This is a genomic window from Actinocorallia aurea, from assembly GCF_054783995.1.
On record NZ_BAAGPQ010000038.1, the window covers coordinates 226,500 to 248,293 of the forward strand.

At 69.4% G+C, this 21,794-nt stretch carries 27 protein-coding genes; 20 read left to right on the plus strand and 7 right to left on the minus strand.

The genetic code is table 11. The annotated features are described in order from the left end of the window. Positions 1-7: 7 nt before the first annotated feature. Together ACYVOM_RS39405 and ACYVOM_RS39410 are read left to right on the plus strand one after the other, a co-directional pair. A complete protein-coding gene (locus tag ACYVOM_RS39405) occupies positions 8-772 on the plus strand; it encodes a hypothetical protein (RefSeq protein WP_460308730.1) in 765 nt (254 codons plus the stop codon). 82 nt (positions 773-854) lie between these two features. Beyond that, a complete protein-coding gene (locus ACYVOM_RS39410) occupies positions 855-1,391 on the plus strand; it encodes an NADPH-dependent FMN reductase (RefSeq protein WP_460308731.1) in 537 nt (178 codons plus the stop codon). A 14-nt stretch (positions 1,392-1,405) separates the two neighbouring features. Here the strand turns inward: ACYVOM_RS39410 and ACYVOM_RS39415 are convergent, their stop codons facing one another. The 5 genes from ACYVOM_RS39415 to ACYVOM_RS39435 all read right to left on the minus strand — a co-directional run bounded on the left by ACYVOM_RS39415 (position 1,406) and on the right by ACYVOM_RS39435 (position 5,853). Further along, positions 1,406-1,750 (minus strand): ATP-binding protein, encoded by a 345-nt coding sequence (locus ACYVOM_RS39415; RefSeq protein ID WP_460308732.1) that lies wholly within the window; start codon positions 1,748-1,750, stop codon positions 1,406-1,408. A gap of 74 nt (positions 1,751-1,824) precedes the next feature. Continuing rightward, on the minus strand, positions 1,825-2,085 hold the full coding sequence (locus ACYVOM_RS39420) for a Txe/YoeB family addiction module toxin (protein ID WP_460308733.1): 261 nt from the start codon (positions 2,083-2,085) through the stop codon (positions 1,825-1,827). 1 nt (position 2,086) lies between these two features. Continuing rightward, complete coding sequence (locus tag ACYVOM_RS39425) at positions 2,087-2,338, minus strand: type II toxin-antitoxin system Phd/YefM family antitoxin (protein WP_460308734.1); 252 nt, start codon at positions 2,336-2,338, stop codon at positions 2,087-2,089. 284 nt (positions 2,339-2,622) lie between these two features. Beyond that, positions 2,623-4,446, minus strand: coding sequence for a phosphoenolpyruvate carboxykinase (GTP) (locus tag ACYVOM_RS39430; RefSeq protein WP_460308735.1), 1,824 nt, complete (start codon positions 4,444-4,446; stop codon positions 2,623-2,625). 483 nt (positions 4,447-4,929) lie between these two features. After that, on the minus strand, positions 4,930-5,853 hold the full coding sequence (locus tag ACYVOM_RS39435) for a TIGR03621 family F420-dependent LLM class oxidoreductase (RefSeq protein WP_460308736.1): 924 nt from the start codon (positions 5,851-5,853) through the stop codon (positions 4,930-4,932). Between the two features lie 75 nt (positions 5,854-5,928). On the opposite strand from ACYVOM_RS39435, the gene ACYVOM_RS39440 reads away from it, so the two are divergent. Genes ACYVOM_RS39440 through ACYVOM_RS39455 form a run of 4 tightly spaced genes read left to right on the plus strand, consistent with a single transcriptional unit; the run spans position 5,929 to position 9,729 of the window. Then, positions 5,929-6,705 carry a phytanoyl-CoA dioxygenase family protein gene (locus ACYVOM_RS39440; RefSeq protein WP_460308737.1) on the plus strand — a complete coding sequence of 259 codons (777 nt, stop codon included), beginning with the start codon at positions 5,929-5,931 and terminating at the stop codon, positions 6,703-6,705. Next, positions 6,702-7,670, plus strand: coding sequence for a phosphotriesterase family protein (locus ACYVOM_RS39445; RefSeq protein ID WP_460308738.1), 969 nt, complete (start codon positions 6,702-6,704; stop codon positions 7,668-7,670). The genes ACYVOM_RS39440 and ACYVOM_RS39445 overlap by 4 nt, the downstream gene beginning before the upstream one ends. An 11-nt stretch (positions 7,671-7,681) precedes the next feature. After that, positions 7,682-8,944 (plus strand): cytochrome P450, encoded by a 1,263-nt coding sequence (locus ACYVOM_RS39450; RefSeq protein ID WP_460308739.1) that lies wholly within the window; start codon positions 7,682-7,684, stop codon positions 8,942-8,944. Then, entirely contained in the window at positions 8,941-9,729 is a 789-nt protein-coding gene (locus ACYVOM_RS39455) for an SDR family NAD(P)-dependent oxidoreductase (protein WP_460308740.1), read from the plus strand. Before ACYVOM_RS39450 ends, ACYVOM_RS39455 begins: the two co-directional genes overlap by 4 nt. A 47-nt stretch (positions 9,730-9,776) precedes the next feature. Here the strand turns inward: ACYVOM_RS39455 and ACYVOM_RS39460 are convergent, their stop codons facing one another. Beyond that, entirely contained in the window at positions 9,777-10,979 is a 1,203-nt protein-coding gene (locus ACYVOM_RS39460; RefSeq protein ID WP_460308741.1) for an MFS transporter, read from the minus strand. A gap of 61 nt (positions 10,980-11,040) precedes the next feature. Between ACYVOM_RS39460 and ACYVOM_RS39465 the strand changes: the two genes are divergently transcribed. The 6 genes from ACYVOM_RS39465 to ACYVOM_RS39490 all read left to right on the plus strand — a co-directional run bounded on the left by ACYVOM_RS39465 (position 11,041) and on the right by ACYVOM_RS39490 (position 14,872). Continuing rightward, the gene (locus tag ACYVOM_RS39465; protein WP_460308742.1) at positions 11,041-11,397 is read left to right on the plus strand and encodes a MerR family transcriptional regulator; all 357 of its coding nucleotides are present in this window, start codon (positions 11,041-11,043) and stop codon (positions 11,395-11,397) included. Between the two features lie 104 nt (positions 11,398-11,501). Then, the gene (locus tag ACYVOM_RS39470) at positions 11,502-12,095 is read left to right on the plus strand and encodes a malonic semialdehyde reductase (protein ID WP_460308743.1); all 594 of its coding nucleotides are present in this window, start codon (positions 11,502-11,504) and stop codon (positions 12,093-12,095) included. A 131-nt stretch (positions 12,096-12,226) separates the two neighbouring features. Then, positions 12,227-13,099 (plus strand): Gfo/Idh/MocA family protein, encoded by an 873-nt coding sequence (locus tag ACYVOM_RS39475; protein ID WP_460308744.1) that lies wholly within the window; start codon positions 12,227-12,229, stop codon positions 13,097-13,099. Between the two features lie 357 nt (positions 13,100-13,456). After that, complete coding sequence (locus ACYVOM_RS39480) at positions 13,457-13,936, plus strand: hypothetical protein (RefSeq protein WP_460308745.1); 480 nt, start codon at positions 13,457-13,459, stop codon at positions 13,934-13,936. Positions 13,937-14,092: 156 nt separating this feature from the next. After that, positions 14,093-14,323, plus strand: a complete 231-nt coding sequence (locus ACYVOM_RS39485) for a hypothetical protein (protein WP_460308746.1) — start codon at positions 14,093-14,095, stop codon at positions 14,321-14,323. Positions 14,324-14,413: 90 nt separating this feature from the next. Beyond that, positions 14,414-14,872: a flavodoxin family protein gene (locus tag ACYVOM_RS39490; protein WP_460308747.1), complete on the plus strand. Its 459-nt coding sequence runs from the start codon at positions 14,414-14,416 to the stop codon at positions 14,870-14,872. Between the two features lie 2 nt (positions 14,873-14,874). Here the strand turns inward: ACYVOM_RS39490 and ACYVOM_RS39495 are convergent, their stop codons facing one another. Continuing rightward, positions 14,875-15,600 (minus strand): DUF5919 domain-containing protein, encoded by a 726-nt coding sequence (locus ACYVOM_RS39495; RefSeq protein WP_460308748.1) that lies wholly within the window; start codon positions 15,598-15,600, stop codon positions 14,875-14,877. Positions 15,601-15,775: 175 nt separating this feature from the next. On the opposite strand from ACYVOM_RS39495, the gene ACYVOM_RS39500 reads away from it, so the two are divergent. The 8 genes from ACYVOM_RS39500 to ACYVOM_RS39535 all read left to right on the plus strand — a co-directional run. Beyond that, positions 15,776-16,117: a hypothetical protein gene (locus ACYVOM_RS39500; RefSeq protein ID WP_460308749.1), complete on the plus strand. Its 342-nt coding sequence runs from the start codon at positions 15,776-15,778 to the stop codon at positions 16,115-16,117. Then, complete coding sequence (locus ACYVOM_RS39505; protein ID WP_460308750.1) at positions 16,114-16,407, plus strand: hypothetical protein; 294 nt, start codon at positions 16,114-16,116, stop codon at positions 16,405-16,407. Before ACYVOM_RS39500 ends, ACYVOM_RS39505 begins: the two co-directional genes overlap by 4 nt. Further along, positions 16,407-16,637, plus strand: coding sequence for a hypothetical protein (locus ACYVOM_RS39510; protein ID WP_460308751.1), 231 nt, complete (start codon positions 16,407-16,409; stop codon positions 16,635-16,637). The genes ACYVOM_RS39505 and ACYVOM_RS39510 overlap by 1 nt, the downstream gene beginning before the upstream one ends. Next, positions 16,634-16,957, plus strand: coding sequence for a hypothetical protein (locus ACYVOM_RS39515; RefSeq protein WP_460308752.1), 324 nt, complete (start codon positions 16,634-16,636; stop codon positions 16,955-16,957). The genes ACYVOM_RS39510 and ACYVOM_RS39515 overlap by 4 nt, the downstream gene beginning before the upstream one ends. Before the next feature lie 542 nt (positions 16,958-17,499). Further along, the gene (locus tag ACYVOM_RS39520; RefSeq protein ID WP_460308753.1) at positions 17,500-17,727 is read left to right on the plus strand and encodes a hypothetical protein; all 228 of its coding nucleotides are present in this window, start codon (positions 17,500-17,502) and stop codon (positions 17,725-17,727) included. A gap of 904 nt (positions 17,728-18,631) precedes the next feature. After that, the gene (locus ACYVOM_RS39525; RefSeq protein WP_460308754.1) at positions 18,632-19,954 is read left to right on the plus strand and encodes a P-loop domain-containing protein; all 1,323 of its coding nucleotides are present in this window, start codon (positions 18,632-18,634) and stop codon (positions 19,952-19,954) included. A gap of 102 nt (positions 19,955-20,056) precedes the next feature. Beyond that, entirely contained in the window at positions 20,057-20,482 is a 426-nt protein-coding gene (locus ACYVOM_RS39530) for a hypothetical protein (protein WP_460308755.1), read from the plus strand. 218 nt (positions 20,483-20,700) lie between these two features. Then, positions 20,701-21,794 (plus strand): hypothetical protein (locus tag ACYVOM_RS39535; RefSeq protein WP_460308756.1); only part of this gene is annotated, 1,094 nt, incomplete at its 3' end.

Consider the following 21,794-nt stretch of genomic DNA (forward strand, 5'->3'; position numbering starts at 1 on the left):
GGTCCGCGTGCGGCGTGGTGTGTACCTGCTCGAAGAGGTCGAGTTCAATCCGATGAACTCCAGGAAGCCGCTGGAGTACCTGACGTGGTTGACCGGATACAAGAACGAGGACGCCGAGGCCTACTCCGAAGGGGAGTCGGAGCTGACGGCGGGTAAGTCGGTGCGGTCCAGCGACATCGACCTCGTCGGGGCCTTCTACGCGGTGGGGATCACCGGCCACCGCCAGTTCAAGGCGGTCACCCTGTGGGACTGCCGGGGCGGCTGGGACGGCGGCTGGAAGCAGATGATGGACATCTACGTCGGGGTGAACGAGCGCCTGTTCCTGTCCGACATCGACGACCTCCGCCACGCCGCCTACTCCCGTCCCCTCGGCGCGTCCCCCGGCAGCCCCGCCTTGGCCGACGTGGTCGAGGAAGGCTACGCAGCCCCGTTCTACGTCTTCGAAAGCGCGACCGTAAGGCCGGGCGCGGCCTTGGACTACCTCGCGGCCGTCACCGAAGAACGCGCCCCCCTCCTCGCCGAACACGGCCAAAGGCTCATCGGCTCCTACGAGGTCCAGTTCTGCGACACCGAGGTCGTCACTTTCTGGGGCACCACCTTGGAGGACCACCTCTCCCTCCAGCGCTCCCGCGACGCCGCCCTCGGCCTCGACGACGAGGCCGAGCCCGACCCCCGCCTCGACGCCTGGCGCACCCGCTCCCGCGAGTTCCTCACCGGCACCTGGCGCGAGAACCTCCTCGCCCCCTTCCCCGGCTGCAAACTCGCGCCCTGAGTCCGGCCCGCGCGCGTCCCACCCGACGGGATGATCCGCGCGTGGACGGAATCAGGCGCGCCGGGCGCGGGTTGGCGGAGGGGTGAGGCCGCATCTCCTGCTCGTGTCGGGCAGCACCAGGAACCTTTCGACGAACACCGCAGCGCTGCGCACCGCCGCGCTGGTGGCGTCGGTGGACGCCGTGCTCTACGACGGTCTGCCCCACCTGCCGCCGTTCACCCCGGACGACGACCCCGCGGGCCCGCACGTCGCGGTGCGCCACCTGCGCGAGCGGCTCGCGGTCGCCGACGCCGTGGTGTTCAGCACGCCCGAGTACGCCGGAGCGCTGCCCGGCGCCCTCAAGAACCTGATCGACTGGACCGTGGGCGGCGGCGACCTCTACCGCAAGCCGGTCGCCTGGATCAACGTCGCGGCCCCGGGCCGCGGCGAGGGCGCCTACACCCAGCTCGCCGGCGTCCTGCGCTACGTCGACGCCGTCATCGTCGAGCAGTGCTGCGTCCGGCTCCCGGTCCCCCGGGACGCGGTCGGCCCCGACGGCGCCATCGCCGACCCCGCCCTCAGGACCGCACTCGCCGAAGCCCTGGCCTCCCTCGCCCGCCGGATCCCCGCGACGGCCTAGCCGCCGGCCCCGCCTCACCTCAGGGCCCACATGACCTTGCCCCGGCCCGTCGCGGCCGCCCGCAGGCCCGTGCTCCGCGCGTAGGCCGCGACGATCGGGAGGCCCCGCCCGGATTCCGACAGGACCGGGGCGTCGGTGAACGTCGGCAGCGTGGGCGCGGGGTCCCAGCATTCGAGCAGCGGACGGCCCTGGTGCCGGGTGGCGCGGATGCGGATCTCGTGGCCCCGGGCCGCGTTGACGGCGTTGGTGACGAGTTCGCTGATGACGGCGCGGGCATCGTCGATGAGCCCGGGGTCGAAGCCCCACCCGCCGAGCGCGTGCCGGACGAGGTCCCGGGCCAGGACCACGGACGAGGGCATGGCAGGAGGGCCATGCGGACGTCGTAGTCCTCGCCGTCCCGCAGCGAGCTGAGGTCACTCCGGAGAGACGCGTGTCAGCCCTCGTAGTGGTAACGGCATTGTGCGATCAGGACCGAGTCCTCGGTGACCTTGTAGACCAGCCGGTGCTCGTCGTTGATGCGGCGTGACCAGTAGCCCTGGAAACCGTGCTTGAGGGGCTCCGGTTTGCCGATGCCCTCGTTCCCGTGCCGCTCGATATCGGCGATCAGCGTGTTGATCCGCTTGAGCAGCTTCCGGTCCTGGGCCTGCCACCACAGGTAGTCCTCCCAAGCCCGGGACGCGAAGACGATCTTCACCTCAGGTCGCCAGCTCCTGGACGGTGCCGCCGCCGTTCTCCAGCTCGTCGATCGCTGACATCAGGCGACGGGCGTTCGCGGGGCTGCGCAGCAGGTAGGCACTCTCCTTGAGGGCTTCGTAGTCCTCAAGGGAGACGATGACCACCGGGTCGTGGCCGGCACGGGTGATGACGACTTCTTCCCTGTCGTCGGTCACGGAGTTGAGAACCTCGGCGTACCTTGCACGAGATTCGGAGTACGTCATGGTCTTCATGGCCAGCCTCTCCCCGACTTGTACAGGAAATTGTACGTCGCTCCGGCCTGTGCGGCAAGCTCGGACGCCGCAGGCCCGTCCGGGAGGTGGGTCCGGACGGGCCTGCGGAGGAGAGGGGTCCCCGGCGTCGTTGACGGGGACCCGGTGCGGGGCGGCCCCATGAGGCGGGGCCTGCCCCGGCCGGGACGCTGGAGGGAGCGTCCCGGCCTTGTGTGACTTGCTGTTCATCTGGCCCGGTGGCGGGTTGAGAGCCCGGCTTCGCCGGGGTGCCCCCGCCTACGGGTTCAGAAGTCGTCGCTCAGGCGGGCGACGAGGGCGTGGTACTCGTCCCACAGTTCCTTGGGCAGGTGGTCGCCGAAGGTCTCCAGGTGGGCCGGCATGAGGGAGGCCTCGCGCTTCCAGGTCTCCTTGTCGGCGGACAGGAGCAGGTCCAGGTCCTTGCCGTCGATCTGGAGGCCCTTGAGGTCGAGCGCCTCCGCGGTCGGGACGTGCCCGATCGCGGTCTTGACGGCGTCGGCCTTGCCCTCGAGGCGCTCCACGATCCACTTGAGGACGCGGGCGTTCTCGCCGAAGCCCGGCCACAGCCACTTGCCGCCCTCGTCCTTGCGGAACCAGTTGACGTAGTAGATGCGCGGGAGCTTCTCGGCGTCGGCCGAAGCGCCGAGCTTCAGCCAGTGCGCGAAGTAGTCGCCCATGTTGTAGCCGCAGAACGGCAGCATGGCGAACGGGTCGTAGCGCAGCTCGCCGACGGTGCCCTCAGCGGCGGCGGTCTTCTCCGAGGCGACGTTCGCGCCGAGGAAGACGCCCTGCTGCCAGTCGAAGGACTCGGTCACCAGCGGCACCGAGGTGGCGCGGCGGCCGCCGAACAGGATCGCCGAGATCGGCACGCCGTTCGGGTCCTCCCACTCCGGCGCGATGGTCGGGCACTGCCCGGCCGGCGTGGTGAAGCGGGCGTTCGGGTGGGCGGCCGGGGTGCCGGTCTCCGGCGTCCAGTCGTTGCCCTTCCAGTCGGTCAGGTGCGCGGGGGCCTCGTCGGTCAGGCCCTCCCACCACACGTCGCCATCGTCGGTGAGGGCGACGTTGGTGAAGATCGAGTTGCCCCAGAGGGTCTTGATCGCGTTGGCGTTGGTGGACTCGCCGGTGCCCGGCGCGACCCCGAAGAACCCCGCTTCAGGGTTGATCGCGTACAGGCGGCCGTCTTCGCCGAACCGCATCCAGGCGATGTCGTCGCCGACCGTCTCGACCTTCCAGCCCGGGATCGTGGGCTGGAGCATGGCGAGGTTGGTCTTGCCGCAGGCGCTGGGGAACGCGGCGGTGATGTACTTGGCCTCGCCGCTCGGCGGGGTCAGCTTGAGGATGAGCATGTGCTCGGCGAGCCAGCCCTCGTCGCGGGCCATCGTCGAGGCGATGCGCAGCGCGTAGCACTTCTTGCCCAGCAGCGCGTTGCCGCCGTAGCCGGAGCCGTAGGACCAGATCTCACGGGTCTCGGGGAAGTGCGAGATGTACTTCTCGGTGTTGCAAGGCCACGGCACGTCCGCCTGGCCGGCCTCCAGCGGCGCGCCCACGGTGTGGACGGCCTTCACGAAGGAGCCGCGCTCCTCGATGAGGCGCAGCGCCTCGGCGCCCATCCGGGTCATGATCTTCATCGAGACCGCGACGTAGGCCGAGTCGGTGAGCTCAACGCCGAGCTGGGAGATGTTGCCGCCCAGCGGGCCCATGCAGAACGGCACCACGTAGAGGGTGCGGCCCTTCATGGAGCCGTCGAAGATGTTCGCGAAGGTCGCGCGCATCTCGGCGGGTGCGATCCAGTTGTTGGTCGGACCCGCGTCCTCCTCCTTCTCGGAGCAGATGTAGGTCCGGTCCTCCACGCGGGCGACGTCCCGCGGGTCGGAGGCGGCGTAGAAGCTGTTCGGGCGCTTGTCAGGGTTGAGCCGCTTGAACGTGCCCGCCGCGACGAGCAGGTCGGTCAGCCGTACCCACTCCTCCTCGGATCCGTCACACCACACGACGTTGTCGGGCTTGGTCAGCGCGGCGATCTCGCCGACCCAGTCGATCAGTTCCTGGTTGCTGGTAGGTGCCGGTTTGAGCCCGGGGACCTGGTCAGACACGCCTTACTCCTCACACCTGCATTGGGGTTGTACGCATCGTGAACGACACCTACAGGTTTTGGCCAATTGGTCTGAGCCAATGCGTTACTTTGAGGAAACATCACCTCACGCAGAAAATCTTTCGGACTTCTGCGACGCGCGCCACAACCGGGGGGCGGGACCGCAGGTCATCCGGCGGTCAACCGGGCGAAACCTCCGTTTTCGCAGGTGGGCGGCCCGTGGCTCGGTGTGGCGCAGATCTCACCGTGGTCTCTCGGGTGGTCTAGTGGCCTGTGGCCCCGTCGTGTCGCCGCGCCGATGTCCCGAACCGCGGTTCCGGCGCTCAGCCGCAGGTTGAGGCCGGAAACGCAAGGTGACGGAGGGGTGAATCCTCCCCGCTGGGCGGTTTCTTCCGGCGCGGCCCGCTTCCATGATTGGTCCAGACCAATGGGGCGCTACCCGGCTTTCCGCCCCGGAAATCCCGTTCCGGGGCGGGTGCCCGGATCAGTGGCCCGACAGCCGGGCGACGACCTGGCGGAAGGCCGGCAGGTCGTCCTCGTTGTGCAGGACGAAGTAGGAGATGCCCAGCTCCTCGCGCCAGCGCACCAGGGCGTCGCAGATCTCGTCCAGCGACCCGGCGAGGACCTGCGGCGTCCCGGCCTGGGCCGACGGGTTCGCGGCGCTCCACGCCTCCGGCTGCGCGCCGAGGCCCAGGCTGAGGACGGACGTGCCGAGTTCGATCTCGCCGAACCGGGGCCCGGCGGAGGCCTCCAGGACGGCGAGCTTGTCGCGGAACTGGGCGATGCCGCTGTCGCGCAGGTCGGGGCCCGCTCCGTCGGCCCGGACCCGCATCGTCAGGTTGACGATGTCGGCCTCGCGGGCGGCCAGCGCCAGCATCTTCGGGCCGCCGCCGCCGAGCATGATGCGCGGGCCGGGCTTGCGCGCCGGAAGGGGCTCCTGCTCCAGACCGGAAATCGTGTAGTGCGCGCCGGCGAACTCCACGGGGCCGCCCCGCCAGAGCGCCTTCATCACGCGCAGTGACTCGTCAAGGCGGGCCACCCGTACGCCCGGGGAAGCCAAGTCCATGCCTGCGGCGTCGTAGTCGCGGGCCATCCAGCCGGTGCCCATGCCGAGTTCGAGGCGTCCGTCGGAGAGCAGGTCGATCGTCGCGGCCTCCTTGGCCAGGACGGCGGGATGCCGGAAGTCGTTGGCGAACACGAGGGTCCCGACGTTCAGCCGTTCGGTGGCGCAGGCCGCGGCGGTCATGGCGGCGACGGGGCCGAGGCGCGGGCCGACGAGGTGGTCGGGGACGAGGAGGGTGCTGAACCCGTCGTCCTCCAGGCGGCGGGCCTTGTCGGCCCAGGCGCGGCCGGAGTCGGCGAGGCGAAGGACGGCGCCGAAGCGGAACGGACGGTACTGAGGGGACACGGCGGGCTCCTCCGGTCGGGGGATCATTCAAACCAAGCGCTTGCTTTACCATGCCGTGCGTTCGACACTTGGGCAATGTCCCTCGCAGTGCGTCCCGCGACCGACGACGAGGTCGCCTTCTTCCGCGAGAACGGCTGGGTCCACCTGCCCGGCCTCGTCCCGCCCGAGACCGTCGCCGACCTGCGCGCGACGGCCCTCGCCCGCCTCGCCGAACGCGACAGCACCCGTCGCACGGCCGTCGACGAGGCGTTCGGCCAGTCCCGCGACATCGCCGAGACCGACCCCCTGTTCCGCTCGCTCACCCTCGACGGCACCCTCGGCGAGACCGCCGCACGGCTGCTCCAGGGCGTCGCCCGGGTCCGCGTCCAGGTGACGAACCTGCTCGTCAAGGAGCCGGAGGGCGCGGGCGGGCACGGCGCGACCGTGTTCCACCAGGACTTCCCCTGGATGCCGATGGACCGCTCGGAGATGCTGACGGTCTGGCTCGCCCTCGGCGACATCCCCGCCGAGATGGGATCCCTGCGCTTCTACACGGGCTCGCACCGGTACGGGCTCCTCGGCCGCAGTTTCACCCGCGAAGGCGACGACCAGCCTTCCCAGCACCCGTGGGTGACCCGCCTTCCGCTGTCCGACCCGATCGACCTCTCGGCGGGCGACGCGACGGTCCACCACGCGCTCACCGTCCACGGGTCGGGGGCGAACCTGAAGGACGAGCCCCGCCTTTCGTTCACCGTCACCTACTTCGACTCCGACGCCCTGTACACCGGCACGCCCTACGGGCAGACCGACGGGCTCGGCCTCGAAGTGAACAAGCCGTTCGACCACCCGCGCTTCCCGGAGGTGGTCGCGTGATCGAGACCGTCCGCGGCCCCGCCGAAGAACTCGGCGCGGTCCTCATGCACGAGCACATCTTCGGGCTCAGTCCCGAGATCCTCTGGAACTGGCCCGACATCCCCGAAGGCTGGGACCTCGAACGCAGCGCCGCCGACGCCGCAGCCAAGCTGGACGCCGTGCGCGCGCTCGGCATCGACACCGTCGTGGACCTCACGGTGATCGGCCTCGGCCGCTACATCCCCGCCGTGCAACGCGTCGCGGAGCTGACGTCCGTCAACATCGTCGTGGCGACCGGCCTGTACACCTACGACGATCTGCCCGCCTACTTCGGCAACCGGGGGCCCGGCACCCTCTTCGGAGGGGAGGACAGGCTCGCGGAGTTCTTCATCCGGGACATCACCGACGGCATCGGCCGGACCGGGGTGAAGGCCGGGATGCTCAAGTGCGCCACAGGCAAGCAGGGCATCACGCGCGGCGTGGAGCGGGTCATCCGGGCCTGCGCGAAGGCGCACCGCGAGACGGGCGCGCCCATCACCACGCACAGCGAGTCGTCCGTGCGCAACGGCCTGGACCAGCAGAAGCTCCTCCTCGAGGAGGGCGTCGACCTCACGCGCGTCGTCATCGGCCACGCCGGCGACTCCACCGACCTCGACTACCTGCGCACCCTTGCCGACAACGGCTCCTACCTCGGCATGGACCGCTTCGGCATCGAGTTCACGTCCTTCGAGGACCGGGTCTCGACCGTCGTCGCGCTGTGCGAGCTGGGCTACGCCGACCGGATGGTCCTCGGCCACGACTCGTACTGCTTCAACGACAGGTTCGAGTGGGACGTCATCGCCGAAAGGCATCCGAACTACCACCTGAAGCACATCCCGTCCGACGTGCTGCCCGAGCTGCTGGCGCGAGGCGTCACGCGGGCGCAGATCGACCTCATGCTCATCGACAACCCGCGGCGGGTCCTCACACCCGTCGCTCCCTACTGACGGAGCCCGCCATGGCAGTTCATCCCCCCGAGGGCATCCCCGCCGAGGGACTCGCCGCGGAAGCCGACGACTTCGACGTCACCGCGGCCTGGCACGTCGCCGACCCGTACCCGTTCCTGCGCCGGCTCCGGCACGATCGGCCCGTCTTCTGGAGCGAGCACCTGAAGATGTGGGTGCTCACCCGGTACGAGGACGTGCGCGCCGCCTACCGCGACAACGCGACGTTCTCGTCCGTCGGCTCCCTCACCATCTCCCGGACCCTCACCGACGAGGTCCGCCGCGCGCTGGGCGAGCACGAGTCCTTCCTCGACAACTTCGCCGCCAACGTCGACCCGCCCCAGCACACCCGGATGCGGCGGGCGATCTCCAGCGCGTTCACCCCCCGGGCGGTCGCGAAGCTCGGCGAGGCCTTCCGCGCCCAGGTCGACGCGGTGCTCGACGACGTCATCCCGCAGGGCCGCACCGACCTCGTGCAGACCATCGCGCACCTGCCGTCGGCGCACCTCGCCGCGATCTTCATCGGGGTGCCGCCGGAGGACGAGGAGGACGTCAAGCACTGGGTGACGTCCTGGTTCCAGCTCTTCCTGTCCCCACAGACGCCCGAACGGCAGGTGGAGCTCGCCGGGGACTTCCTCAAGTACCTCGACTTCGTCGACCGGCTCGTGACCGAGCGCACCACCGCCCCCCGCGACGACTTCGCCTCGCTCATGGCCGGGATGATCCCGCACGAGCTGTCGCACCGCGAGGTGGTGGAGACCATCAGCGCGCTCCTGCTCGGCGGCAACGACACCGTGCCCAACGCGCTGGGCAACGGCATCCTCCGGCTCATGAGCGAACGGGACGTCTGGGACGAGATCGTGGCGGATCCGGCGCTCATCCCCGGCATGATCGAGGAGTCGCTGCGCCTCGACGGGGCGAGCCTCGGCAGCTTCCGCATCCCCACGAAGCCGGTCACCCTTCATGGCGTCACCATCCCCGCCGGGGTCGAGGTCCTCATCAGCACCGACTCCGCCGCCCATGACGAGACGGTCTTCCCCGACCCCGAGCGGTTCGACATCCGCCGCGCCAACGCCCGCGACCACCTGGTCTTCGGGTACGGGATCCACCACTGCGTGGGCGCGGCGCTGAGCCGGCTGAAGATGGAGATCGCGTTCCAGCAGATCACGGCGCGGATACCGTCGCTGCGGCTCGTCGAGGGGGAGCCGGTCGAGTACCGGCGCAGCCTTGTCGGACGGGGACTCGCCGCCCTGCAGGTCGAGTGGGACGAGCGGTGAGGTTCACCGGGAAGGTCGCGGTCGTCACGGGCGGCGGGTCCGGGATCGGCAGGGCGACCGCCCGCAGGCTCGCCGCGGAGGGCGCCTCCGTGGTGGTCGCCGACCTCGATCCGCGCGACACCGTCGACGTCATCGTCAAGGACGGGGGCGCGGCCTCACCGTACCTCCTGGACGTCTCCGACGAGAACGCCGTGCGCGCGCTCGCCGAGTCCGTACGGGCCGCCCATGGGCGGCTCGACGTCCTGCACAACAACGCGGCGGCTCTAGGCCGCGACGTGTACGGGCAGGACCTCGACCTCGCCGATATGGACGTCGCCGTGTGGGACCGCACCCATGAGGTCTCCGTACGGGGCTCGATGCTCATGTGCAAGCACCTCGTGCCACTCATGGGGGAAGGGGCGGCGATCGTGAACACGACCTCCGTCAGCGCCCTCGTCGGGGACACCGACCATGCGGCGTACGGGGCGGCCAAGGCGGCGCTCATCTCCTTCACCCGTTACGTCGCCACGATGTACGGCGATAGGGGAGTGCGCTGCAACGCGGTCGCCCCCGGGCTCGTCATGACGGACGTCGCCCGGCGCGTCATGACGCCGGAGATGCTCGCGGAGAAGTCCGCCGAACGGCTCCTCCCATGGCCCGCCGAGCCTGAGGACGTCGCCGCCCTGGTCGCCTTCCTCGCCTCCGACGAGGCCCGCTGCATCACCGGCCAGACCGTCGTCATCGACTGCGGCACCACCGCCCACCGCCCCGAACACGCCATCCGCAAGGCGCGCGCCGGAGGTTAGCCGGCGTCGGCCCGCCGCCCCCGCGCGGGAGGCGGCGGGCGGGGCCGTCAGCGGACGGGACGGCGCAGGAGCACCCCGGCGAGGACCAGCCCGGCCAGGGCGAACACCGCGCCGAGCAGGCCGTTCCAGCGCAGCAGGCCCGCGCCTGCGCCGATCCCGCCGAGCGCGGCCCCCAGCGCGTTGGCCAGGTTGAACGCGCCGACGTTGACCGCGACCGACAGCGTCGGGGCACCGGCGGCGTGGCGCAGGAGCACGGTCTGGAGCGGCGCGATCGTCGCGGTGGACAGCACGCCGAGCGCGGCGACGGCGGCGACCGCGGCCCACGGGACCGGCGCGGCGAACGGCAGCAGCGCCATCACCGCGACCATCGCGGCGAAGACACCGCGCAGGGTCCCGCCGAGGTCCGCGTCGGCGAGCCTTCCGGCCGCGACGTTGCCGGCGAACCCTCCGGCCCCGTAGGCGAGGAGCAGAGCGGTCACGGCGCTTCCGCCGAACCCGGAGACGTCGGTCAGCAGCGGCACGAGGTAGGTGAAGACGACGCCGACCCCTGCGCAGCCGAAGGCGGTCGTCGCCAGGGACAGCAGGACCGGGCCGCGCCGCAGCACCGCGAGCTCCGACAACGCGCCCTCGGCGGGGGCCGCCGTGCGCGGCATCGCCAGGGCGACCAGGACCGTCCCGGCCGCCGCGACCGCGGCGACCGCCAGGAACGGGACCCGCCAGTGCGTCGCCTCCCCGGTGTACTGGCCGAGGGGCACGCCGAGCACCGTGGCGACGGTCAGCCCTGAGGTGACGGCGGCCACGGCCCGGCCCGCCTTCTCGGGCGCGACCACCGAGGTCGCCACGACCAGCGCGATGGCGAACAGCGTCGCCTGCGCGGACGCCGCGAGCACCCGTCCGGCGAGGAGGACGGGGAAGGACGGGGCGAGCGCCGAGAGCAGCGTGCCGAGGACGAACACCCCGCACAGGGCAAGAACGAGCCCCTTGCGGGGCCGCCGGGCGGTCGCCAGGGTGACGAGCGGCCCGCCGAACGCGACGGTGAGCGCGTACGCGGTCGCGGCCTGGCCGGCGACGGGCACCGAGACGCCGAAGTCCGCGGAGAGCTGCGGCAGCAGCCCTGAGACGAGGAACTCGGCGGTGCCGGTGCAGAAGACGAGCAGGACGAACCCGCCGAGGAGGATCGAAGGGCGTCCGGCCGAGGACGGTACCGCCGGGGCCACTGAAGGCCCGGACACGAGGGGGTTCTGCGTCATGCGGGCTACCCTGAACCTTGACATCGATGTGAAGGCAAGTCCCGAAGGGCGGGCACGCGGAATGCGGATAGGGGAACTCGCGCGACGGACCGGGGTGAGCACCCGGCTGCTGCGCTACTACGAGGAGCAGGGGCTGCTCGCGCCGCTGCGGAACTCCAGCGGCTACCGCGAATACGCGCAGGAGGACGTCGCGGTCGTCTCGCGGGTGCGGCGGCTGCTCGCGGCGGGGCTGCCCACGGCGACGATCGCCTCGGTGCTGCCCTGCCTGCGCGAGGACGGGACGGCGCTCGTCCCCACCTGCCCGGACCTCCTGGCCGACCTCCGGCGGGAGCGCGCGCGGATGGAGCGCGCCATCGCCGATCTCACCGCCTCTCGCGACGCGCTGACGAGGGTCATCGCGGCGGGCGCACCCGGCTGACCCGCTGGACGTGACGTACGTCATCATCTGGTCGGGCAGAAGTTGAGGGTTCAATTTGTTCTCTCTCCGGAACCGAAGACCCCCAGATCAGAGAAGGTGATCCCATGAGCCTCGTCCTCGACGCCGCCGCCCAGGACCTGCTGTTCCGCGAGGCGCGGACCGCGAACACTTTCACCGACGAGCCGGTGACCGACGAGCAGGTCCAGGCGATCTACGACCTCGTCAAGTACGGCCCGACGGCGATGAACACCCAGCCGCTGCGCATCACCTTCGTCCGCAGCCCCGAGGCCCGCGAGCGCCTCGTCGGCCACATGGCCGAGGGCAACAAGGCCAAGACGGGCTCCGCGCCGCTCGTCGCGATCGTCGGCTACGACGCCGACTGGCACGAGGAGCTCCCGAAGGTCTTCCCGCACGCCCCCGGCGCGAAGGCCAACTTCGACAACGCCGCCGAGGTCCGCCACGGCATGGGCTCCTTCAACGCCTCGCTGCAGATCGGCTACCTGATCATCGCGATCCGCGCCGCAGGGCTGGCCGCGGGCCCGATGGCCGGATACGACGCCGAGGGCATCAACAAGGACTTCTTCGGCGACGGCGCCCACAAGGTGCTCGCCGTGATCAACATCGGCAAGCCGGGCCCCGACGCCTGGTTCCCCCGCAGCCCGCGCCTGGAGTACGACGAGGTCGTCACCACGGTCTGACGCACCCCGGCGCGATCGCCGAAGACCCCGGCCCGGCCACAAGCCCCAGGGACCGGGGTCTTCGCAGGTCCGGGGCCGGTTTTCCACAGGCTCCGTTCGCGGAATGTGCGCCGAGGTGAAAAAATCCCCGCATGAGTGAAGTGGTGTCCGTAGGACTTGTCGGCGCAGGCCCGTGGGCGAACATGGTGCACGCACCCGCGATCGCGGCGGGGCCGGGCACCCGGCTCTCCGGCGTGTGGGCGCGGCGGCCGGAGGCCGCGGCGGAACTGGCCGGCGCGCACGGCACCGAGGCCTTCGCGGGTCTCGACGAGCTGTTCGACGTCTGCGACGCGGTGGCGTTCGCGGTGCCACCGGACGTCCAGGCGGAGCTCGCGCTGAAGGCGGTCGCCGCGGGCAAGGCCGTGCTGCTGGAGAAGCCACTCGGCATGGACCTCGCCGGGGCGCGCCGCCTCGCCGACGCGATCGCCGAGGCCGGGGTCGTGTCCCAGATGGTGTTCTCGCTGCGCTACACCGCGGCGGCGCGCGAGTTCCTCAAGACCACCGCGGAACTCGAACTCTTCGGCGGCTACGGCAGGTTCGTCTCGGCGGGCCTGGCCGGCGGCCCCTTCGCCACCCCATGGCGGCTGGAGCGCGGCGCCCTCCTCGACCTCGGCCCCCACGTCCTGGACATGATGGACGCCTCCCTCGGCCGCGTCGTCTCGGTGCGCGCCCACGGCCACCCGCTGCGCTGGCTCGGCCTGCTCCTGGAGCACGAGGGCGGCGCGGTCAGCGAGGTCTCGCTGTCGATGGCGGGCACCGACCCGGACCAGTCGGCGCACGTCGAGGTCTTCGGCCACGGCGGCGAGGCGCGCATCGAATGGCAGGTCGGCGACGACGACTTCGCCCGCATGATCGCCGAGTTCGCCGAAACCGTCCGCACAGGGGTCGACCACCCGCTCAACGCCGCCCACGGCCTCCACATCCAGACCCTCTTGGCCGAAGCCGAGTCCCAGCTCGCCCTCTGACCGCTCGGTCCGGCCGCGTCGCCCCGCCGCCGCGGCCGGACGCGGGGTGGTGGGCCGTCCGGATCCGGGTCGGGGATTTCCGCAGGAAAAGTGGTCATCGGCGCTGTCATTATCCGGCCATACCAAGCTAGCGCTTGTGTGTTGACGATGAATGTGACCTGGCTTACGTTCGTTGTGGAAGCCGCTCCTGCGAGAGAGCGGACGGGAGCTTCGGTTCCCGAGTCACCAGAGGCCGAAAGGGATCCGCGTCCCAGTGCCGATGGGCATGTCACCGCCTACCCGACATGGGCGGAGCCGTGCCGTCGGACGGCCGTCTCACCCCCCGGGCGTCCTCGCGCGCCCACGAAAGGGAGTTCCATGTCCCGTACGATCAAGTCGGCCGCCGTGGCGGCCGGGGCGCTCGGCGCTGCGGCCCTGCTCTCGGCGCCCGCCCACGCGGCCGTGGTGCCGTTCACCGCCACGACCTCCGCCCTGCAGGTCTGGGTCGGGGCGAGCAGCACCTCCCCCGTCGCCACCTGCAGCTCCACCCTGACCGGCACCATCAACGACGCCACGCTGGCCTTCACGGTCACCGGCGCGACCGCCACCGGTTGCGGCGCCCCCGTCTCGACGACCGGGCTGCCCTGGACCGGAAGCCTCGCCGGGACCGCCGCGAGCATCAACAACTTCAAGATGACCGCCCTCGGCTGCACCTACTCCGGCAACCTGGCCGGCACCTCCACCGCCGTGACCGTGGACGACACGGCCACCTTCCCGCGCCAGAGCGTCACCGGCTCCGGCAGCATCCTGTGCGTCAGCGGCGTCTCCGTCGCCGCGGTGTACGCCTTCAACTGGTGACCCCGGCGATCCGCTGATCCCGCATCCTCACCGGGCGGCCCCGGCACACCACGCCGGGGCCGCCGCCCCGCCCGGACGCCGCCCCGCCCGGACGCCGCCCCGACCAACGGAGCCCCCCGCGCCGCCTTCCGCCGCGCCGTGGCAGGCTGGGTGCCTGTGCGCAGACTCCTGATCGTCCACCACACTCCTTCGCCCGCTCTCCAGGAACTGCTGGAGGCCGCCCGCTCGGGCGCGTCGAACGAGGAGATCACCGGTGTGGAGGTCGTGACGCGGCCCGCCCTGTCGGCGTCCGTCGTGGACGTCCTGGAGGCGGACGCGATCCTGCTCGGCACCCCCGCCAACATCGGCTACATGTCCGGCGCCCTGAAGCAGCAGAAGGTAGCTTAAGGACACACATCTGACCAGGGGCCGGGCGAAGTTCTCCGCCTCCGCACGTCCCTTTCTGAGCGCACGGCGGAAGTGGCAGGCTGGTTCCCCGTGAGCAGATTGCTGATCGTCCACCACACGCCTTCGCCCGCCCTCCAAGAGCTCTTGGAGTCCGCCCGGTCGGGTGCTTCGACTGACGAGATCACCGGTGTCGAGATCGTCACCCGCCCGGCCCTGTCGGCCTCGGTCCTGGACGTCCTGGAGGCGGATGCGATCCTGCTGGGGACTCCGGCCAACATCGGCTACATGGCTGGGGCTCTGAAGCACTTTTTCGACGTTGTCTACTACCCGTGCCTTGAGGCCAAGCCCCAGATGCCTTACGGCCTCTACGTGCATGGCAATCTCGACACGGTCGGTGCGGTGCGGGCCGTCGAGTCGATCGCAAAGGGGATGTCGTGGCGGCCGGTGCGTCCGCCGGTGACGGTTACGGGTCCGCCCACGAAGGAGGACCGGGAGGCGTGTTGGGAGTTGGGCGCGCTGCTCGCTGCGGAGATCGGCGAACTGGCCTGAGCCTAGGTCGGCGGGTTCGGCACGGGCCGTCCGTGCTCCCACAGTTCGGCGACGTGGAAGGCGAACCGGTCGAACAGCCCGTCCGCCTGCTGCTTCCTCAGGTGCAGCATGGGGGAGTCGTGGCCGGCCAGGTTGGCTAGGTGCGGCGTGACGAGCATCTGGTCGTCGAACGTGAACGCGCTCATGGCGATGTGGTCATCGCTGAACCTTGCTTCGATGCCTTCGACGTCTGAGAGCTTCGCCAGCTCGTCCAGCGTGATCCGGATGCGCGTCCCCACGGTGAGCGGCACGCCTTCGCGTTCCTCGCGCTGCCGCGTGACCTCGCTGTCGGGATCGCCGATGACGAACCGCACCTTGCAACCGCGCTCGGCCTTCCGCCGCAGCACGCTGCGCAGATTGGGCAGCTCCAGCCAGAGGAAGTAGTTGGTGTACCCGGCGAACGTGATGTCGCTCGCCGCGTCGGTGATCAGCGATCGCCAGACCGTCTTCGGGCATGCGGACCGGTACGGATAAACGCTCACGACTTCCCGGTCGGGTCCCGTCTTGATGTTCTTGCGGACGGCTTCGGGCCACAGCACGGACTCTTCAACTCCCAGCGCCTGACTCGCGGCCCAACGATGCCGGGGATGGGGCAGGCGCCCTTCCTCCGTCACCCATCGGGCCACTGTCTTCACGTCCACCTCGCAGATCTCCGCGAGCGCCTGCTCCGTCAGTCTGGCACTGGTCATTGCATGCCTGAGAGGCAGATTCGTCATAAACCGGGACCTTTCGCAGGACGTCTAGGACGTTTTCAGCCCGAGCTTCAAAACGATCCTAGACGTCCCACAAACGGAGTGCAGACGTTCCGTCAACACCACCAACCTCAATGTCACCTGCGCACCGTTCCGAGAAAGAGAGGCGCCAGTGCCCGGTGACGACCTGACCGGTGATGCCCCCTACGAAGAACTGACCCGAGAACTGATCTCGGCCGGCCTGACCGTGCGATCCCGCCCGGAAGGCGGCCTGATCATCCGGAACCTGTCGTCGCACTCCGGCGGACTCGGCGGCCGTGAGCTGCCGTACCTGCTGAGGCAGGAAGTGGTGTGCGCTCCGGACGATTCTGGAACGCCATGGTGGTTCTGGGTGTGGACCGGCATCGATCAGTCGGCTCCTCCGGACCTCGAACCGATGTGCCCGGCGGCCAACGTCGTGCTCGCGGCGGAACGGATCGGCAGAGTTCTCGCACTCCCGCAGGTCGAGTCGTGACGGGGGAGTCGGCGTCCCTGAGCAGCTTCGGGGACGCATTGGTGGCCGCGGGCTTCGGCGTGAGCTTCCGGCAGCCGGAGGACGAGCCGCCGGTGCTGAACGTCTGGAGTCCGGCCAGTCCGCGCGTGGGGGTGAGCGTCATCGTCGGTGTTCCCGGTGCGGACGGCATCCCATGGCTGAGGGCCGCGCTGATCGCGGATCTTGCTCCGTGCGCGGATGTCCCCGCGGCGGTGGGCGCGCTGTCGTCGGTGTTCGTGGCGTGGGGTCTGCCGCTGCCGCTGGCGCACTGATGACGCCCGGAGCCAGGAACTCGGATGCGGACACCGCGTTCGTCCACGCGGCCTACTTGCAGGCGGTGGCGAACCTGTACGGGCCTTGGACGGTGTCGGCGCTGCTGTCGTCCAGGGAGCGCAAAAGGGCGATCGCGCGGGTGGCGAGCGCCCGGCGGGAGCTGTCCTACCTGGCGACCCGCCAGGTTCGCGACCACGTGACCGGAACACGAAAAGGGGTCAGAGGATGACGGACGATGTTCCCTCGTTCGAGGAGATGGCAGAGCGGGTGCGTGAATCGATCGCCGAGGCTGAGCCGGTGGTCGGCTGGGTCCACGACGTGGAGGTCTCGGAACTGTACGACGGTGTGCCGGGCTCCGCGCTGACGGTGTCGATCTTGGGGCCGGACGGTGAGGTCTCCTCGGCCCTGGTGTGGATCCCCGGCCCCGGGATGCCGCAGCTGCGGCGGGTCCTGGACCGGTTGAACTCCCCGGAGTTCCTGAGGGTCTTCCCCGCACCGCTGAAGAGCCGTACGCCTGATCGCAGACCGGGCAAGCGCCAGCGCCCCTGACGAGAAGTGCCGTGCAGGGCCCACAGCGCAGCGTGATCCCGCGCCAGCGGCGGCCGGACAGCGCGCACGGTCCGGGCGCTTGCGGCCGGACCGTGCCGCGCGTGGTCCGGACCGTCCGCGTCGCGCGCGGGGGAACAGGCGACAGCGGGAGCGCTTCGAACGGAACGCATCTGGTGGGCACGGGTCGTGGGCAACCATCTAAGCGAACGACGAGGCGGTGCGCCTTCACACGGATGAGGTTGTCTGCCTCGTCGTTACCACCGACGCATTACGAGCCAACCGAACGGTGTCCAGGGCTGTCCTTAGGTGTCCTCCGACCTGCTGTGGAGGATCCGACATGTCCAGCGCAGTCCGACGCCGTCCAGGGTTGTGGTTAGCAGCATTGTTAGCAGTGACCGAGGCCGCTCGCCGTCGCGTCCATCCTGTGGAAGCTTGTCCGCGTGTATCGCACTCACCGGCACGGGCGCCAGGTGTACCCCGTCCTTGCTGTGGCTGGCGAACTGGACGCTGGAGGTTCGCTCATGGTCTGCAAGGATCAGAGGATGTTCTCCTGGGTTCCGGGCGGCCCCATCCCGGTTGCCGACGACTATGAGGAAGATGACGGTTCAGCCGTTCTCGACGTTGGGATCGGGGACGATGCCGATCTCATCCATATTTCTGCATGGGACGATGGTCTTGGCCTGGACGTTCATCTACTACTGGACCTGGACGCCGCGCGCTTGTTTCGTGATCGCGTCACGCAAGCGATTACCGCGATCGAGAGCCGATAGACAGATCCGGAGCCTCGGAGCAACTGTTTACAAGCAAGATCAAAGGTGTTCGCGGCAGTCCAGATCAGCCCTGCGACCTGCGCAGCGCCGCCTCGGTGATCCACACGCGTCCATCGCTATCCGGGCCCGTTGTTAGCCCTGCGTTAGCAAGATCGTCCCGAAGTTCCGATACCCGTTCCCCTTGCCTGCAAGCACAGAACGTCACGGGCCCAGACCTTCCGCCTCGCTCCGGGGCGCTCGTCCGCGCGAACGGCGAGACGGTGTGACAGAGGGATTCGCGCGGGCGAGTGCTCCGGCCCGCGGGGGCTGGGGGTCGCGAGACCCCCGCTTCGGGCTCGTTCAACCGGCTATATTGCCGGTCGACATCAGCAAAGGTGCAATACCACTGCCCTTGGGCGCCAGGGGTCTGGGCTGAATGCGGACTCTTGGGGGTTTCGCTATGTGGTGGTCGAGCCTTGGTAGATGATGGCTGGATGAATGCCGGTCGAGTTGCCTTGGTGGTATCGGGTGCTGTGGTGGTTGTTTTGTCGGTGTTGTTTGTGGTGTTGAAGTGGGATGACGCCAATAAAGTTGCTGCTGGGGCTTCTGCGTTGGCTGGTGTTGCTGCGGTGGGTGTGGCGGTATGGGCGGGTTGGCCGGTGGTGTCGGGTCGTGTGGGTGGGGTGCGGGTGTCGCGGACGGGCCGGGCGACGGCTGGGTCTGGTGGCCGTGCGAACACGGGTTTCTCGGCGAGGGGAGGCGAGGTTCCTGACGGGGTGCGGGTGGATCGGACAGGTGATGCTGAGGGTGGGGACGCGAACACGGGTGTGGATGTGGGATGAGTGGACCTGAGAAGAAGGGCGGCTGGTCGTGGTGGGGGTTGGTCCGCCGGTCGGGGAGCGCTTCCGGGGGTGACCATTCGCGGGTGAACACCGGTATCGAGATCAATAACAACTTTTATGGTCGGGGTCCGGGTTCGGTGGCGCGGTCGGTGTATGCGCGGCAGGTGGAGCAGATTTTCTCGGGTGAGCTGAGGGATCGTGGTGCGGAGCTGGCGGAGCTGGCGGAGTTCTGCACCCGGGTGGAGGGGCCCGCGTATGTGTGGTGGCAGGCTCCGGCGTGGGCAGGTAAGTCGGCGTTGATGGCGGCGTTCGTGAAGAGCCCGCCTGCCGGGGTTCGGGTGGTGTCGTTCTTCATCACCGCCCGGCTGGCGGGTCAGTCTGACCGTGCGGCATTTCTGGAAGCCGTGCTGATGCAGCTTGCGGAGGTCACCGGGCAGCCACTGCCGGATGTGCTGACCGAGTCGAACCGCCAGCAGTGGTTCCTGCAACTGCTGGAAGAAGCGGCGGGTAAGTGCGCTGGCAACGGCTGTCGGCTGGTCCTGGTCGTGGACGGTCTGGACGAAGACCGGGGTGTGCAGCGCAGCGCTGATGCGCACAGCATCGCCAACCTGCTCCCCGGCGATCCCCCTGCGGGGGTCCGCATCATCGTGTCGGGGCGGCCGAACCCGCCCGTCCCGGCAGACGTGCCCGACTGGCACCCGCTGCGCGACCCGCAAATCGTCCGGCTACTGGAGACCTCACGGTGGGCGGTGGCGATCCGCGATGCCGCGGGGCGTGAGCTGTCCGGCCTGCTGGACGGCGGAGGGCTAGGCCGTGATCTGCTCGGCCTGCTGATCGCCGCTGGCGGTGGCCTGACGGCCCGTGACCTGTCAGAGCTGACGGACCGACCGGTCGGTGAGGTACGGAAGGTCCTGCAAGCTGTCACCGGCCGGTCCTTCTCCCCCCGGCAGGCGAACTGGGTTACCGACCACGGGGCCCTGTTCGTCCTGGCACACGAAGAACTCGTCCACACCGTCCGTGAAGCCCTCCACGCTGGTGAGATCACTGCGTGGCGGGATCGTGTCCACGCCTGGGCTGAGAGCTACCGGGACGCCGGATGGCCAGCCGGGACACCGGAATACCTCCTACGCGGCTACCTCCAGATGCTCCACACCATCGGAGACCTGCCACGGATGCGGGCAACGGCCACCGACACCACCCGCATCGACCGAATGCTCGACGTCAGCGGAGGCGACGCCGCAGCCCTCGCCGACCTCATCACCATCCTGGTTTTGTCGGTGAGTTCGAGAGCCATCTGTCGGTTTTCCGAGAGCCACCAAGTTCGGCGCCGATGTTGTGTCTCTGAGTGTGGGAGCCACCCTTTCGATCAAGCTCGTGGCGACCGCAGCACTCGCTGTCCTCGTTGAGCCGTGACCGGAGCGCAGCCCAGGCGACCGGGTTTCAAGTGTCACCTGGCGCTTGCTGTGATCTTAGTGACGGATGGCTTAGAACATGCTTGCTCGGATGACGTGGCCGTCGCGGAGGACGAGGTTCACTCGATCGCCGTTGTAGTCCGCAGTCTGCGCGTAGACGTGGTCGTCCTCGGCAATGATGCGGATGTCGTGGCCGGCGGCAGTCTCGATGGCCGTCGTCTCGTCGAGGGACAGGCCAAGGAGGTCTGGACGTTCGCGAGCGACCCGGGAGTTGAACCAAGGGTCGGCCTGAGGATCGTAGGGACTGATGGCGGATCAACCTCGCTCGGGTCGATGGTGCTCAATCTCAGCGACACGGTCGTCGCCAGGATCGCACCGGCGCTCCCGCTCGCCAACATGTGGAGCCTGAACTCATCTACACGCGACAGTCCGGCTCCTTCTCTCACCGATACTCCAGACGATCCAAGATCGAGAACCGGCTCTGAACATCGCCGATACTGGCTCTCGTTTTCAGTGACGTAGCCACCATCCAGCACTACATCCGCGACCAACCCCACCCCGACCTCGGCGCAGGCATACACATCGCCCTCGCCCGCCAACGCCTCGCCCTACGCAACAGCAACATCCCCATCAGCCTCCCCACAGCCTGGGCCCTCCTGGGCAACACCAACCGCGCATACGCCCTCGCCCACTCCATCACCGACCCCCGGAAACAAGCGGAGACGTTGAGGAGCCTGGTCGTGGCACTGGCCAACGCGGGTGAGATAGGCCGGGCCGAGACCCTCGCACGCACCATCACCGACCCCAGAGAGCAAGCGTCGGCGCTGAGAGGCCTGGTCTGGGCACTGGCTAACGTGGGTGAGATGGAGCGGGCTCTGCTGATCGCCACTGAAGCCGAGACCCTCACACGCACCATCACCGACCCCAGAGAGCAAGCATGGGCGCTGAGCAGCCTGGTCCGGGCACTGGCTAACGTGGGTGAGATGGAGCGGGCTCTGCTGATCGCCACTGAAGCCGAGACCCTCGCACGCACCATCACCAAACCCTGGGAGGAAGCGTGGGCGCTGAGCAGCCTGGTCCGGGCACTGGCTAACGTGGGTGAGATGGAGCGGGCTCTGCTGATCGCCACTGAAGCCGAGACCCTCACACGCACCATCACCGACCCCAGAGAGCAAGCGTCGGCGCTGAGCAGCCTGGTCCAAGGGCTAGCCAACGCAGGTGTGATGGAGCGGGCCGAGACCCTCGCACGCACCATCACCGACCCCTACCAACAAGCGTCGGCGTTGAGCGGGCTGGTCCGGGTGCTGGTCAACGCAGGTGAGATGGGCCGGGCAGAGACCCTCGCACGGACCATTACCGACCCCAGAGAGCAAGCGTCGGCGTTGAGCAGCCTGGTCCGGGCGCTAGCCAACGCAGGTGAGATAGGCCGGGCCGAGACCCTCGCACGCACCATCACCGACCCCTACCAACAAGCGTCGGCGTTGAGCGGGCTGGTCCAGGTGCTGGTCAACGCAGGTGAGATGGGCCGGGCAGAGACCCTCGCACAGACCATTACCGACCCCAGAGAGCAAGCGTCGGCGTTGAGCAGCCTGGTCGGGTCGCTGGTCGACGTGGGTGAGATGGAGCGGGCTCTGCTGATCGCCACTGAAGCCGAGACCCTCACACGCACCATCACCGACCCCTACCAACAAGCGTCGGCGTTGAGCAGCCTGGTCCGGGTGCTGGTCGACGTGGGTGAGATGGAGCGGGCTCTGCTGATCGCCACTGAAGCCGAGACCCTCGCACGCACCATCACCAAACCCTGGGAGGAAGCGTGGGCGTTGAGCAGCCTGGT